This is a genomic window from Magnetococcales bacterium, from assembly GCA_015228935.1.
Lineage (GTDB): Bacteria > Pseudomonadota > Magnetococcia > Magnetococcales > DC0425bin3 > HA3dbin3.
The window spans coordinates 21,843-35,775 of the sequence record JADGCO010000043.1; the positions used below are offsets into that span (position 1 = coordinate 21,843).

Here is a 13,933-nt window from a genome sequence, read left to right on the forward strand (position 1 = left end):
CCAGGTCCATGGTATCCAAAGACTCCCTGTTATGGTCCATCGCCGCGCATATCGTGGCCCTTGTTCTTATATTTTTCATGCCACAGCCTTCTCCTCCCAGGGAGATTTCCAGCAAGCCGATGACCGTCAATTTGATCCAGGCCCCCAAGGTGAAACCGGAGACTCTGGCAGCCAAACCGACCCAGAAAAACACGCCGGAACCACCCAGGCATTCCGAGCCGCAGCCGGATCACTCTGCTCCGCCACCACCGCCAGCAACCAGGGAGTCAGCCCGGCAGGATCCCAAACCGGAACCTCCGAAACCGGAACCGCCCAAAAAAGAGCCGCCCAAAAAAGAGCCGCCGAAGCCGGAGCCGCCGAAGCCGGAGCCACCGAAGCCGGAGCCGCCGAAGCCGGAGCCACCGAAGCCGGAGCCACCGAAGCCGGAACCACCGAAGCCGGAGCCACCGAAGCCGGAACCACCCAAAGCGGTCAAAATTGAAGAGGCCAAAATCAAGGAAAAAGAGAAGGCCGATCAGGCCCTGAAGGAAGCGCAGGCCAAAAAGGAAAAAGAGAAGGAAAAAGCCAATCTGGCCCTGAAAGAAGCTCAAATCAAAAAGGAAAAAGAAAAGGCTGACCTGGCCCTGAAGGCTGAACTGGCCCTGAAAGAGAAAGAGTCGCTCATCAAGAAGGAAAAGGAAGCCCAGGAGAAAAAGGCCAGGGAGGCCCAGGCGAAGAAAGAGGAAGAGATCAAGAAGGCCAAGGAGGCCCAGGCGAAGAAAGAGGAAGAGATCCGGAAAGCCAAAGAGGCCCAGGCGAAGAAAGAGGAAGAGATCCGGAAAGCCAAAGAGGCCCAGGCGAAGAAAGAGGAAGAGATCCGGAAAGCCAAAGAGGCCCATGCGAAGAAAGAAAAAGAAGAGGAAGAAATCAGAAAGGCAAAGGAAAAAGCGGAACTGGAAAAAAAGAAAAAGAACGAACCACAATGGTCTGACATCACCAGGATGATCCAGGACGATTTTGCCGGGACCACGACCAAAGAACCGCCACCGGCGCTTGCGCCGCCGACGCCGGAGCGTGCCCCGGCCCAGGTCCAGAAGCCGGCCCAGCAGTCGGCCCAGCAGCAGACCCAGGCCCAGGCCCCCGTGCAGGGTCAGCAGGTCAGCCGCCTGCAGGTGGAGACCTACAAGAGGAATGTGGAATACAAGGTTCGAACCAGTTGGACCAAGCCAACCGGCATGCTGAACGAAGCCCAGTTGGCCGTCACCGTCCGCGCCAAGGTGGCCCCGGATGGACGCCTGTACGGCCCAGTGATCGTTCGTTCTTCAGGTGCGGAGGCGTTTGACCGCTCTGTGATGACGGCCATTCACAAAGCCCCTGATCTGCCCGTGCCGCCCCAGGGGTGTCAGGAGTGTCTGGAAATTGTATTCGTGTTTCGAGCCAGTGATGTTTTCTGACCAGTTAGAGGCTGTCTAATAACATGTTGATTTCAAAAAAAACGAATCCATTTTTTTTATCCGAGGGTTGATAGACAGCCTCTTGGAGATCGTAAGCGGGTTTTTCAGCCGGCACTGTTTTCTGCCCGGTGGCGTTGCAGTGACACCGTAACAATATTTGCGAGGTTTTGATGATGGACTTGAAGTCACTCCAGACAATCAGACACTCTTCCAGTCTGCCGATCATGCGTGTTGTGGATTGCATGCGACTGGGGCGAAACAGTGTCCGACGGGCCGGGATGGCATGGCTGGTTGTACCGGTCATGCTGGTCTTGCTGGTCCTGGCCGCACCGCTCCATGCAGAACTCGTCATCGACATTCGGGAGGCGGGCTTGAAGCGCATGCCCATTGCCCTGCCTCCCTTCGTCGATCTGAGTTCGCGGGGCGAATTCATGGCGGGCAATCGTCTGGGGCAACAGCTTGTCGGGGTGATCACCTCGGATCTTGAACGTTCCGGTCTGTTCCGGGCCATCGATCCCCGTGCCTTCATGCAGGATTCCGCCACCCTGTGGCAATCCGGTCCCAACTATCGGGTCTGGCGGCAACTGAATGCGGAAGCCATTCTCTCTGGAGCCATTCAACAAAACGGGGATGAATTGACCGCATCCTTTTTTCTGTACGATACCTTTCAGGGCAAGCTGTTCGGCAAGGGGAAACGGTTTTCGGCTCCCCTCAAGGACATACGCCATCTGGCGCATCGCATATCGGATGAAATCTACTCCCGTCTGACCGGGGAGAGCGGATATTTTTCGTCCCGCATCGCCTTCATTGCCCAGAAAGGCCGTCACAAGTGGCTGGCCATGATGGACCAGGATGGTGCCAACCGCCTGGATCTGACCTACGATGCCAACCATCTGGTCCTGACGCCCCGTTTTTCTCCGAATGGGGAAAATCTGTTTTACATTTCCTACGAGACCAACCAGCCACGCATTTTTCGCTGGTTGATCTATCAGGGAAAACGCATCCAGCAGGGTGAATATCCGGGACTCAACAGCGCCCCCTCCTGGTCGCCGGATGGGCGCTACATGGCCATGACCCTGACCAAGGATGGCAATGCCGAAATCTACGTCAAGGATCTGCAAACCAACAATCTGGCCCGCCTGACGCACGACAATGCCATCGATACCTCCCCCTCGTGGTCCCCGGATGGTCGCCGTATCGTGTTCAATTCCGACCGGGCCGGTTCACCGCAGATTTATACCATGAACGTGGACGGCTCCAATGTCCGGCGGATCACGTTCGAGGGACGTTACAACTCGGCCCCGGCCTGGTCGCCGCGTGGTGACCTGATCACCTACGTCAAAGGAGGAGATGGACATTTCCGGATTGCGGTCACCGATCCCTCCGGCAATCGTTCCCGTACCCTGACCAATTCGTGGATGGACGAATCTCCCACCTGGTCACCCAATGGCCGTGTCATTCTCTTCTCCCGACAGTCAGGGGATTTGACACGACTTTACACCATCGATCTCACAGGTCATAATGAACAGGCAGTACCTGTCGGGGATAGTCTGGGTGGATCCGACCCTTCCTGGTCCCCCCTGATTCGCTGACAGGCCACCCGCACATAATGGACATTTTTGTCAGGGAGATAAGTCGCATGAAGCACACTGGAATTCTGATCGCAGGCCTGCTGACACTCGGCCTTTTGACAGGGTGCGGTTCAACACCGAAAAACGGACCGGAATCCGGCCCCGGCGGCAGCAGCGAACTGGGCGGCCCCGGTGGCGGTCCGGGCGGCGTCGGAGCAGGCATGGATCGCCTGGGTGGCAGCGGGTCCGATCTTGATCGTGCCGGCGGCGGAGCCGGTGGTGACAGTGCCGGTTTTGATGGTGCCGGCGGTATGGGTGGTCGCGGCGGTGCCGGTGGCGAACCCGAACACCGGATCTACTTTGATTTCAACAGCGCCTCCATCACCCCGGAAAGCGGTCGTACCCTGACCTCGAATGCACAATGGATCAAGGCCAAAAATCCCAAGGAAGTGGTCATCGAAGGCCATTGCGACGAACGCGGGACCCGTGAATACAACCTCGCCCTGGGACAAAAACGCGCCGATTCCGTCAAACAATTCCTCTCCTCCCAGGGAGTCGATTGGTATCGCATCCGGACCGTCTCCTATGGCAAGGAACGGCCTCTGGTTTACGGACATGACGAATTTGCCTGGGCCAAAAATCGCCGGGCAGAACTGCGTGCCCAATAACGCCTCATTCCGGGGAAGGGGAAGGTGACCATGGCTGAATATCACCCTTGGAACATGTCCTGGCCATTTTCGGAAGGGTTCTTTCCCCGTCTTTCCCTGGTCTCTCTGTTACTGCTGGCGGGGTGTGGTGCCCCCCCGCCAGCGGCAGGACCTGCCCCGATCCGCACCGAAGAAATCTCTCAGGAAGCTCCCCCTCCCCTGGACAAGGAAGTCAAACGCCTGACCAAAACCGTGACGGAATTGAGCCGCTCTGCCGAGAACAACCGGGTTGGCAGCACGGAAATGCTCAAGCGTTTCGAACTGATGGAAAAAGAGCTGAATACCCTGCGGGGAGATCTGGAAGTTGCCCGGCATACCAATCGTCAGTTGCTGGAGCAGGTTGCCAGCCTGAACCAAAGACCTGTCCAGCCTTCGCTGCCGGCAACCATGCAGCCGGCAGCCATGCAGCCGGCAACCGGCGTGGAAATCGAACCCGGGGCCGTGGTTTCTGCCACAGATCCCGCATCTGCGCCACCACATCCCGTCACGACTGCGGCCACCCCAGCACCGGCCAAAACCGAAACGGCCAAACCGGTCGCCGTCCAGGCGGTTCCTCCTGCGGCTGCATCTTCCACTGCGGCACAACTGGTCGCAGCCCGGTTGCCAGCCGCAGCTTCACCCAAAATTTCCGGGCAAAAACCGGCCTCGGCAGATCAGGCCTACAAAGAGGCCTTCCTCAACCTGCGCAGCGGCCAGTACACCCTCGCCGGAACCGGTTTCCGGAATTTCCTCAAATGGTTCCCCGAGGATGAAAAAGCCCCCAAGGCCCAGTATTGGATCGGCGAGACCCACTATGTTCAGCGGCAGTTCCGGGAGGCCCTGCAGGAGTTCAACCAGGTTCTCATGCGCTGGCCAAAAAATGATATCGTCCCTGCCTGCCTGCTCAAAATGGGTTTTTCCCTGTACGAACTGGAAGAGTGGGCCAAATCCCGCGATATTCTGAACCGCCTCATCAAGGAATTTCCCGGATCCCCGACCCTGAACGATGCCCGCAAGCGCCTCAAAATGATCGATACCCAATTGAAGGGACAGCCTCCGCAAGGGAAAAAAGAGGGAACGTGAGTAGCCCGGGGAAAGCCGTCGTCCTGCTTTCGGGCGGGCTTGATTCAGCCATTTGTCTGGCCCTCGCAAAAAACAGTGGCTTTGAACCCTGTGCCCTGACCCTGCAATACGGCCAGCGGCATCTGACCGAAATCCAGGCATCCCGTGATGTGGCACTCCGGCAACAGGTTCAAAAACACCTGATTCTGAACGTTGATCTGGGAGCCATGGGGGGGTCGGCTCTGACCTCTTCGGAATTTTCCGTACCCAAAACCGGTCTCGGTGCCGGAATTCCGGTCACCTACGTGCCGGCCCGCAATACCATCTTTCTGGCCCTGGCCCTGGGCTGGGCCGAATCCCTGGGTGCCCAGGATATTTTCATTGGGGTCAATGCCGTGGATTATTCCGGCTATCCGGATTGTCGCCCGGCTTTTATCGATGCCTTTGAACGCTTGGCCAATCTGGCCACCCGGGAAGGGGTTACCGGGCATGCCTTTCGCATCCATGCCCCCTTGTTGCATTTGTCAAAAGTGGCTATTATTCAAAAGGGTTTGGATCTGGGGGTTGATCTTTCCGTGACGCGCTCCTGCTACGATCCCGATCTGGAAGGACGTGGCTGTCGTTTGTGTGACGCCTGCCGGTTGCGTCTGAAGGCATTCCAGGAGGCAGGTGTGCCAGATCCGGCTCCCTATCAGGCACTTGCCGCCTCTTGCCAGCCGTGAGCTGCGATCCTCTGCTGACCCGTTTTCGAGCTGTGATCACTCCTTTGCTGCCGGATGGGGGAGGTCTGGTTGTGGCAGTCTCCGGCGGGCCGGATTCCATGGCCCTGCTGCATCTGCTGGTCCGGTCGGGTTTGCCCGGTCGGCATGCCTGTGTCGTGGCCCATTTTGACCATGCCTTGCGCCCCACCTCCGGCGATGATGCCCGTTTTGTCGGCGATGCCGCGACCTGCCTGCAACTCCCATTTTGTGTCGAACGCTGGCAGGAACCGTTGGCCGTGGGAAATCTCCCGGAACGTGCCCGTCTGGCCCGCTATCATTTTCTGGAACAAACCGCCCACCGCACCGGGGCAAAAGCCATATTGACCGGCCATCAACAGGATGATCAGGCCGAAACCTTTCTGGAAAGATTGCTGCGCGGCAGTGGTGTCCGTGGCCTGGGTTGCATGGCTGCGGTTCGTCCCCTGCGTTCAAATCCGGAAACGGGACCCGAATCGCTTCCGGCAACCCCCCTCACCCTGGTGCGCCCCCTGCTCACTTTTCGTCGTGCGGCTTTGCGTCAATGGTTGCAGGCCAATTCATTGACCTGGAGGGAAGATCCCGGCAACCTGGATCTGCGCCGCCAGCGCAGCCGTCTGCGCCTGAAAGCCATTCCCTGCCTGACCGCACTCAACCCGGACGATGATCCGATTCCCCGTCTGGCCACCACTGCCGAGCGGTTGCAGGACGCCGAAGTGGCCCTGGAGTGGACCTGGCAACGCCTGCGCCAGGATCTGGATTGGCAAACCCCGGAAAAGACCACCTTGACCCTCTCCCATGCCCGTCTCATCGAACTGCCTGCCGAATTCATCCGGCGAACCCTGGTACACGGTCATGCCACCGTGACCGGTGACCCTTTTCCTCCAGGTGCCCGGGCCATGGCCGGCTTCATGCACCATCTGCACCTGAAGCAGAAAAACTGGTCCATGCGGGTGCGCGGCATGACCATCCAGCGGGTTCGGGAGCGGTTGATTTTTCGTAAGAATATTTAAAAAAATTCAGGAAAAAATTCCTTGAACTCGGCCAATCGTTGCAAATGATCCCGTACATCGTCATACGTCAGTCGGCTTTTGACTTCCACCAATGCTGCCGAATCGGTGTTCGAAACCAGCAGGTCAATCTCCATGTGACGATTGCCTGGAAGCTCGGCCTTGACCCGGGGACTGACCTTGTGAATCAGGATACCCCGCTCGGCAAACAGGGTTTTGCAGGCTGGCGCAACCAGACCTTCCACAAACTCTCCCCAGCGTCCTCCCATCTGGCCAACCTGTTTTGAAACTTCCTTGATCTTCCGGTCGGTCTCCTGAAACTTCCGGTCGGTTTCCTGGAATTTCCGGTCGGTTTCAGCACTGTTTTCCCGAATTTGTCTTTCGGTCTCGGCACTGTTTTCCCGCAAAATCCGTCTGGTTTCGTGGAGATCGTGTTCGAGGCTGACTTTTGATTCCTGGAACAACCGGTTGGTTTCCTGGAACAGTTTCCAGATATCATCCATGGTCAAGGATTGGGGCATGAATGGACTCCCGACAGTAAACGGCGTTCTCCCTACCATGCTGGGTACCAGAATATATTTATTCGTGGAACAAAACAGGATGTGAGAATCAAGCCTGCATGGCAAAGATGCGTTTTGCAACCTGCGAATCCATGTGAACCTGCCGAAATTTAGGAAGCAGTGATAAAGCAATCAACGTTTGGTTCTGACAACACGGAATCCGATATCAAAGCTCCGGTATTCAGGATCATAGCCATTTTGGTCTACAGAGTGCATATAGGCTGGAATCTCCCGATCACCACTTGGTTTGACTCGATAGAATCCTTCTGAAGATTCCTGTGAGTTGGTATGAGATGGCTTGGCATCATTTTTGTTGATCCAATCTGCTACCCATTCCCATACGCTCCCACTCATATCGTACAGTCCCAACTCGTTTGCATCCTTTTGACCCACTGGACGGGTCGGATGAAATACATCCTTAGACCAAATTTTAAGATCAAATCCCCTACAATACGTTTCCGTTTTACCCCTGTTCCGGCATGCATACTCCCACTCTGCTTCTGTTGGCAAACGGTATTTGCTGTTTCTATCCATATTCAATTTTTTGAGGAATTCTTCAATATCATTCCAGGATACCTGCTCCACCGGACATTTGTCGCCGCAGGCATTGAAAGAGGGGTTGTTCTTCATAATTTTTCTCCATTGCTCTTGCGTCACCTGATACTTTCCCATCTCAAAACCGTCCAAACAGACATCCTGTGCCGACCTGTTTTTACCAATTCCTGCACCACCCCTCATCTTGAAACAACCCCCAGGTATGTGTACGAACTCCATTCCGGTCAATGTTTCAGGAGGTGAGACCGGTACACGCCGCACCGTTACGTTATCATCCACCGATGCAGCGGCCGACACAGCCGATTTTTCTTTCAATTTGTCCAGACGGTTTCGCGCCAGAGGAGCATAGTCTCCTTGCGGATATTTATTTAAGTACCATTCATAACCGCTGACTGTATTGTCCTTTTCTGCAGATTGCCACAAAATGCTTTCCCGGTCCGATTGCATACCGCCTGGTGCTGATCTGTTTGCCTCGGTTTGATTTGCTGGTGCTGTTTGGAAATAAAAATCCCCATCCGTCTGATCGTACAACGCCGGATTTTGTTGATGTCCTACACTGGCAGCTTTCAATTTCACCTCTAGTCGCACTTCTTTCACCATTTCATCGACGCGAAGCCCCGGTTTTCGTATCACCTTCAGGAATTCCCGCGTAAACAGCCCATTCTGATCACGATCCTCATCGTTTAATTTATCCAGTGCCTCCTCGTTCGATCCCGCCGAATAAATCACCATCAACCCATTTGGTGCTGACAATGTTGTCAAGCCCCGAGTCGTACTGATATTCCGCCCATTCTTCCGAAACGGATTGTTCCGGCACGCATCAATAATCGCCATACTGAACTTCGCTCGTGTCTGTGCAATCCGGTTCAGAATGCTGCTCAGCTCCAGACCATCGTTCACAACATCGCTCTCTCGTTCTGCATCCAAATCCACCGGCAGGAGATAATTCGTACCTCCCAATTGTATTCCATGACCAGCATAAAACAATACAGCCACATCTCCTCCGGAGAGACGACTTACAAACTCATCTACAGCCCGGTTCATGGTTTTCCGATTCGCGTTTGTACGCAGGATGACATCAAAACCGAGTTTTTTCAGTTCATGTCCCACGGACTGGGCATCACTGACTGCCTTGTTCAATGGCAAAATAACCTGATAGGAATTATTGCCAATCACCAAAGCCATCCGCTTTTCAGCCAATACTTTCTCCGGCAGAAAAATCAACATGATGAAAACCACGGCCTCTATCAAATATTTTGCATGCAACCAGATCATGGACATGCCTCCTCAGCGTATGGCTCTGCAAAAATTCCTGATTCAACCCGGATTCAAGAGAACAAATGAACATTTACCGACAAGGCTGTCAAACCTGGATTTCACAAACTGTTCAAGGTGACAAGATGAAAAATTATTAATGTCTTAAATAATTTTAATCTTGCAGCATTCCCCGCGCAAATCAGAAACCAGATTTTCCGATCTCACTACCCATTCAGATTCGACGTGTCGGAAGCATGGGCGCAGACTTTGCCATGACTTCCCAATCTTGTTAATATCTCAACCTGCCCCGGTTCAAGTGAAAAGACCAGCTTGGCCTTTTCGGTCAAACCCCTTCTCCTGGACGCAGCTTAGGCCGTTTCACAAACACAAGCAAGATCTGATCTATCACCATGACCCACAATCAAACTCTACGAAATATTGATTTCAAATATATTTATAAACATTTCTTATGCCAACCACGCAAGAGAAATCCTGAAATATTCGCCGAAAAACAATTGGTTATAAAATTTGACGATGAATCATGGGATCACCAAACAGGGCAAATGGATGATGCCCATTTTCACTCTACCCACGTGGAACAGCGAGGATTCCGATGTTTTTTTCCGAACCGTGTGCCAGGGCGGTCAATTCCAATCTACGGCAGATCAACCCGGATACCTTATGCAGTTGATCGTCATTGGTCAGCAATACCGCGCCAAGGATGGTGGCACTGGCAGCAATGAGAGCATCCGGAATCTTGAGTCGATAGATGCGGCGGAACCTGATGGCAGTTTCCTTGATTTCATTCGATAAACCAATGTGTTGAACGTTGGTGAGGAAACGCACCAACCAGGCTTCCTGTTCGCTCAGCAAGCCGGGGAAGCTGCGCAATTCGATTTCGGTGATGAACGAAATCGCCATGCGGCCCGGGGGCAAGGGATCCTTCAATAATCCCTTATGCAAATAGATGACGGCGTTGGTGTCGAGCAGGAAGTTCAGCGATCCCATGACTGATCCCATTCATGGCGCTGTTGCTGTTGCCAGGCCACGGGATCGTCCATGGGCCAGTCGATGGTTCCAGCGAAGGCCATCAACCGTTGCGAGTCATCCTGGTCAGATTCTGTTTTTTCGACGGGTTCCGACAACAGCACGATGATTCTGGCCTTGCGTCCGAAGGCCTCATGGAACGCTTCCGGCAATTTGCCGTCGGCGGGCAGGACGACTTCATCTTCTATGGCATACAACATGGATTTTTCCTCCATCAGTGGTTCCGGGATCAGGAACGATTCTGGCTGCCATCGACCATTTTATTGATACGAACAAAATGGTCCACCGCATTTTCACTCCAGCTTCGTCACCGCCTGGGGTAAGGTCGTTGGCGCGTCATTGTTGGCGATGGGTGTCAGGAGATCAGGGAATTGACTCCTGAACCAGTGATCATGAATCAATATATATTTTGTGGAGTGGCGAGGGCAGGGACTACGACAGGTCTGCATCACAATCTCTTGGCGCGGTGCAGCCGCAACCAGGATTGGAAAGGAGGCGTTTCACCCTGCAGGGTGCATGCTCATATCTGAAAAAGGAACCATTGAACTTTTTCAGAGAGATACCTATCCTGGTCCAGGTCGGGGGAAAAAGGCGGATCGGATACCTTTGAACGTCTGGGGTCCGGACATGGCAGGCAGGAGGTTTTTTTGAACGGATTTTACAAGAGTCTCTCTCTTTGGCTGGTCATCGGCTTGTTGTTGATCATTTTGTTCAATCTGTTCAACAATCAGCCCAAAACCCGGGACCACCATATTCCATACTCCGATTTTCTGAGTCATGTGGACCAGGGGCGGGTCACGGAAGTCACCATTCAGGGGCAAAACCTGTTTGGCGTCTTTACCGATGGGGGGTTTTTTGCCACTTATACCCCGGAAGATCCGGATTTGATCCGCCGCCTGCGCGATAAAAACGTCGCCATCACCTCCAAGCCACCCGATGAAACCCCCATCCTGCTGACGATTCTCATCTCGTGGTTCCCCATGCTGCTCCTGATCGGTGTCTGGATCTTTTTCATGCGCCAGATGCAGTCGGGAGGCGGTCGCGGAGCCATGTCGTTTGGCAAATCCAAAGCCAAAATGATGTCGGACAAACAGAACAAGGTGACTTTTGCCGATGTGGCCGGCATTGACGAAGCCAAGGAAGAGCTGGAAGAAATTATTGAATTTTTGAAGAATCCCCAGAAATTCCAGCGTCTGGGTGGCAAGATTCCCAAGGGGGTCCTGCTGATCGGCCCGCCGGGAACCGGTAAGACCCTCCTGGCCCGCGCCATCGCCGGTGAGGCCAACGTGCCGTTTTTCAACCTGTCGGGTTCCGACTTTGTGGAAATGTTTGTGGGTGTCGGTGCCGCCAGGGTGCGGGACATGTTCGAACAGGGCAAGAAAAATGCCCCCTGCATCATTTTCATCGACGAAATCGATGCCGTGGGTCGGCACCGGGGGGCCGGTCTGGGCGGCGGCCACGATGAACGGGAACAAACCCTGAATCAACTGCTCGTGGAAATGGATGGCTTTGAATCGACCGAAGGGGTGATTCTGGTGGCGGCCACCAACCGCCCCGATGTGCTGGATCCGGCCCTGCTGCGTCCGGGTCGCTTTGACCGCCAGGTCACCGTACCCAATCCGGACATCCGGGGTCGCACCCAGATTCTCAACGTCCACATGGCCAAGGTGCCGGTGGCCGAATCCGTGGATCCGGAAGTGATCGCCCGGGGCACGCCCGGCTTTTCCGGGGCAGACCTGGCCAACCTGGTCAACGAAGCCGCCCTGGGTGCCGCCCGCACCGACAAAAAAGTGGTGGACATGGAGGACTTTGAAACCGCCAAGGACAAGGTGCTGATGGGCAAACCCCGCGCATCGGCAATCATCCCCGAAAAAGAACGCCGCAACACGGCCTACCACGAAAGCGGCCATGCCATCATCGCCGCCATGATTCCGGATACCGACCCGGTCCACAAGGTGACCATCATTCCCCGGGGGCGCGCCCTGGGCTTGACCATGCAACTCCCCACCGAGGATCGCCATTCCTATTCCAAACAGCAATTGGAAGACATCATTGCCGTCCTGATGGGCGGACGCCTGGCCGAAGAGATGGTCCTGAACCAGCTCACCACCGGAGCCGGCAATGACATCATGCGCGCCACGGATATTGCCCGCAAAATGGTCTGTGCCTACGGCATGAGTGCGCGCCTTGGCCCGCTGACCGTGGGGGAAAAGGAACAGGAAATTTTTCTGGGACGGGAAATCACCCAGCACAAGAACATTTCCGAACTCACCGCCCAGGCCGTTGACGAGGAAGTCCGCCGCATCATCGATGAGAACTACAACCGTGCCAAGGATATTCTGCTCGAAAAAATCGATGTTCTGCACGCCATGGCGGCGGCACTCCTGGAGCGGGAAACCCTGGTCGCCGAGGAAGTGGCCAGATTGGTCCGGGGAGAACCCCTGCCCAAAATCAAAAAAACGGTACGACTGAAAAAAAAGGGTCCTCCCAAATCGCCGCCATCCGATGATGTGGAAGGCACTTCCGGGCAGGAGGGGGAGACCTCCGTCGAGGACCTGCCAGAAGGGGAAACGCCACATCCTCCTCCAGAGGCAGAGGCAGAACCCGAAAAAAGAGTCGATCAGGAAGGGAATGAACCCCTGGAAACCGTCAAGGCGGCAGGGTTGCGATCCCGGAAAAAAGTGCTGAAAAGCGAGCCTGAGACAAGTGATGAAACCGACGCAGAGGCGGAAGACGCCGACAAGTCGGCTGGTGCGAGACCGCGCAAAAAACCATGACGGTGCGTACTCTCCTGGAGCCTTTGGCCGGTTATGGTCCGACTGAAAATCCGGGGGCATTGTTCCCGGATCCGGATTATGGCATTGCCGATCCGGATTGCCCGTGGCTGGTGCGTCTGCCGGAGTGGCCGGAAGTTTGGAACTCCCATCTGCACCCGAAAATGTCGGTGCAGAAGCAAGCCGGAGAGTGTCATGCCGTGGGGCGTTTGCTGCGGGCGGAACTGGATGCCTGGATCCGGCATCTGGAAACGACGCCGGCCCGGCCACTGGCCCTGGCCCTGCACGCAACCTTGACGGAACATGCCCGATGCCGTCCCGTTTTGCGTTGGAATTGTGGAGGTTTTCGGGTTCTGGATTGTTCGCGTCCCCTGATCATGGGCGTGGTGAATGTCACACCCGACTCGTTTTCCGATGGGGGCCTGCATGTGGATCCGGAAGCTGCCGTGGCCCATGGCATGGCCCTGGCCCATGCCGGTGCCCACATTCTGGATGTGGGCGGGGAATCCACCCGTCCCGGTGCCAAACCCATACCCGAGGCCGAAGAGCTGCAACGGGTGATCCCGGTGATCCGCGCCCTGGCCGATGCCGTCAATGTTCCCATTTCAGTGGACACGTCCAAGGCCTCGGTCATGGCTGCCGCCATGGAGGCCGGTGCGGCCATGATCAACGATGTCACGGCTCTCCAGGGTGATCCGGAGGCTGTCAAGATCCTGGCACACACGTCCCATCCCATCGTCCTCATGCACATGCAGGGTCTGCCCTTTACCATGCAGCACAATCCGCATTACCGGCATGTCGTCACCGAGGTCTACGATTTTCTTGAACAGAGAATTCATTTTTGCCAGAAACACGGCATTGGTTTGGAACGTTTGATCGTGGATCCGGGCATTGGTTTTGGCAAGACCGCCAGCCACAATCTGGAATTGATCCGGCACCTGCGGGTATTTTACGGGCTGGGTGTTCCCCTGTTGTTGGGGGTTTCGCGCAAACAGATTGTCGGCGTGTTGACCGGGGAAAGCCATCCGGCGGCCCGGGATCCGGGCAGTCAGGTATTGGCAGCCCTGGGTATGCTTTCCGGTGCCCACATTCTCAGGGTTCATGATGTGGCCGGAACGCACCAATCCCTGGCCGTGGCCCACGGCTGGCGTTCGACCCGGTAGGGGTAAGAGGCTGTCTAATAGCTTGTTAATTTCAAAAAAACGAATGAAAAACTGGGATGGAGGTCCAGGAGGAAGGGC

Annotated in this window: 13 protein-coding genes; 8 read left to right on the forward strand and 5 right to left on the reverse strand. The window is 55.4% G+C overall.

The window, feature by feature from the left end; all coding sequences use genetic code 11:
* Positions 1 to 8 precede the first annotated feature (8 nt).
* On the forward strand, positions 9 to 1,433 hold the full coding sequence (locus HQL65_11555; protein ID MBF0136868.1) for a TonB C-terminal domain-containing protein: 1,425 nt from the start codon (positions 9 to 11) through the stop codon (positions 1,431 to 1,433).
* Between the two features lie 4 nt (positions 1,434 to 1,437).
* Here the strand turns inward: HQL65_11555 and HQL65_11560 are convergent, their stop codons facing one another.
* Positions 1,438 to 1,737 carry a hypothetical protein gene (locus HQL65_11560; protein MBF0136869.1) on the reverse strand — a complete coding sequence of 100 codons (300 nt, stop codon included), beginning with the start codon at positions 1,735 to 1,737 and terminating at the stop codon, positions 1,438 to 1,440.
* Between HQL65_11560 and tolB the strand changes: the two genes are divergently transcribed.
* The 5 genes from tolB (at position 1,736) to tilS (ending at position 6,502) form a co-directional block, all read left to right on the forward strand.
* Positions 1,736 to 3,025: a Tol-Pal system protein TolB gene (tolB, locus tag HQL65_11565; protein MBF0136870.1), complete on the forward strand. Its 1,290-nt coding sequence runs from the start codon at positions 1,736 to 1,738 to the stop codon at positions 3,023 to 3,025. The two genes, HQL65_11560 and tolB, sit on opposite strands and share 2 nt — an antisense overlap.
* A gap of 200 nt (positions 3,026 to 3,225) precedes the next feature.
* Positions 3,226 to 3,672, forward strand: coding sequence for a peptidoglycan-associated lipoprotein Pal (gene pal, locus HQL65_11570; protein ID MBF0136871.1), 447 nt, complete (start codon positions 3,226 to 3,228; stop codon positions 3,670 to 3,672).
* Between the two features lie 30 nt (positions 3,673 to 3,702).
* Positions 3,703 to 4,773, forward strand: coding sequence for a tol-pal system protein YbgF (gene ybgF, locus HQL65_11575; GenBank protein ID MBF0136872.1), 1,071 nt, complete (start codon positions 3,703 to 3,705; stop codon positions 4,771 to 4,773).
* The gene (gene queC / locus HQL65_11580) at positions 4,770 to 5,474 is read left to right on the forward strand and encodes a 7-cyano-7-deazaguanine synthase QueC (GenBank protein ID MBF0136873.1); all 705 of its coding nucleotides are present in this window, start codon (positions 4,770 to 4,772) and stop codon (positions 5,472 to 5,474) included. Before ybgF ends, queC begins: the two co-directional genes overlap by 4 nt.
* Positions 5,462 to 6,502 (forward strand): tRNA lysidine(34) synthetase TilS, encoded by a 1,041-nt coding sequence (gene tilS, locus HQL65_11585; GenBank protein ID MBF0136874.1) that lies wholly within the window; start codon positions 5,462 to 5,464, stop codon positions 6,500 to 6,502. The genes queC and tilS overlap by 13 nt, the downstream gene beginning before the upstream one ends.
* Here the strand turns inward: tilS and HQL65_11590 are convergent.
* The 4 genes from HQL65_11590 to HQL65_11605 all read right to left on the reverse strand — a co-directional run bounded on the left by HQL65_11590 (position 6,499) and on the right by HQL65_11605 (position 10,118).
* Positions 6,499 to 7,020, reverse strand: a complete 522-nt coding sequence (locus HQL65_11590) for a DUF3782 domain-containing protein (protein MBF0136875.1) — start codon at positions 7,018 to 7,020, stop codon at positions 6,499 to 6,501. The two genes, tilS and HQL65_11590, sit on opposite strands and share 4 nt — an antisense overlap.
* Positions 7,021 to 7,191: 171 nt before the next feature.
* Positions 7,192 to 8,889 carry an SUMF1/EgtB/PvdO family nonheme iron enzyme gene (locus HQL65_11595; GenBank protein ID MBF0136876.1) on the reverse strand — a complete coding sequence of 566 codons (1,698 nt, stop codon included), beginning with the start codon at positions 8,887 to 8,889 and terminating at the stop codon, positions 7,192 to 7,194.
* Between the two features lie 567 nt (positions 8,890 to 9,456).
* Positions 9,457 to 9,879, reverse strand: coding sequence for a type II toxin-antitoxin system VapC family toxin (locus HQL65_11600; protein MBF0136877.1), 423 nt, complete (start codon positions 9,877 to 9,879; stop codon positions 9,457 to 9,459).
* Positions 9,867 to 10,118, reverse strand: a complete 252-nt coding sequence (locus HQL65_11605; protein ID MBF0136878.1) for a hypothetical protein — start codon at positions 10,116 to 10,118, stop codon at positions 9,867 to 9,869. The genes HQL65_11600 and HQL65_11605 overlap by 13 nt, the downstream gene beginning before the upstream one ends.
* 447 nt (positions 10,119 to 10,565) lie before the next feature.
* Here HQL65_11605 and ftsH point away from each other — a divergent pair, with 447 nt between their 5' ends.
* Both ftsH and folP read left to right on the forward strand, forming a co-directional pair.
* The gene (ftsH, locus tag HQL65_11610) at positions 10,566 to 12,695 is read left to right on the forward strand and encodes an ATP-dependent zinc metalloprotease FtsH (GenBank protein MBF0136879.1); all 2,130 of its coding nucleotides are present in this window, start codon (positions 10,566 to 10,568) and stop codon (positions 12,693 to 12,695) included.
* A 374-nt stretch (positions 12,696 to 13,069) separates the two neighbouring features.
* Positions 13,070 to 13,855, forward strand: coding sequence for a dihydropteroate synthase (folP, locus tag HQL65_11615; protein MBF0136880.1), 786 nt, complete (start codon positions 13,070 to 13,072; stop codon positions 13,853 to 13,855).
* Positions 13,856 to 13,933: the final 78 nt, after the last annotated feature.

Excerpts from the sequence above, each read along its gene's own strand:
- HQL65_11560 (MBF0136869.1), bottom strand. The coding sequence starts at position 1,737 with ATGACCGGTACAACCAGCCATGCCATCCCGGCCCGTCGGACACTGTTT.
- HQL65_11595 (MBF0136876.1), bottom strand. The coding sequence starts at position 8,889 with ATGATCTGGTTGCATGCAAAATATTTGATAGAGGCCGTGGTTTTCATC.
- pal (MBF0136871.1), top strand. The coding sequence starts at position 3,226 with ATGGATCGCCTGGGTGGCAGCGGGTCCGATCTTGATCGTGCCGGCGGC.
- folP (MBF0136880.1), top strand. The coding sequence starts at position 13,070 with ATGGGCGTGGTGAATGTCACACCCGACTCGTTTTCCGATGGGGGCCTG.
- ybgF (MBF0136872.1), top strand. The coding sequence starts at position 3,703 with ATGGCTGAATATCACCCTTGGAACATGTCCTGGCCATTTTCGGAAGGG.
- tolB (MBF0136870.1), top strand. The coding sequence starts at position 1,736 with ATGCTGGTCTTGCTGGTCCTGGCCGCACCGCTCCATGCAGAACTCGTC.
- HQL65_11590 (MBF0136875.1), bottom strand. The coding sequence starts at position 7,020 with ATGCCCCAATCCTTGACCATGGATGATATCTGGAAACTGTTCCAGGAA.
- HQL65_11555 (MBF0136868.1), top strand. The coding sequence starts at position 9 with ATGGTATCCAAAGACTCCCTGTTATGGTCCATCGCCGCGCATATCGTG.
- HQL65_11600 (MBF0136877.1), bottom strand. The coding sequence starts at position 9,879 with ATGGGATCGCTGAACTTCCTGCTCGACACCAACGCCGTCATCTATTTG.
- HQL65_11605 (MBF0136878.1), bottom strand. The coding sequence starts at position 10,118 with ATGTTGTATGCCATAGAAGATGAAGTCGTCCTGCCCGCCGACGGCAAA.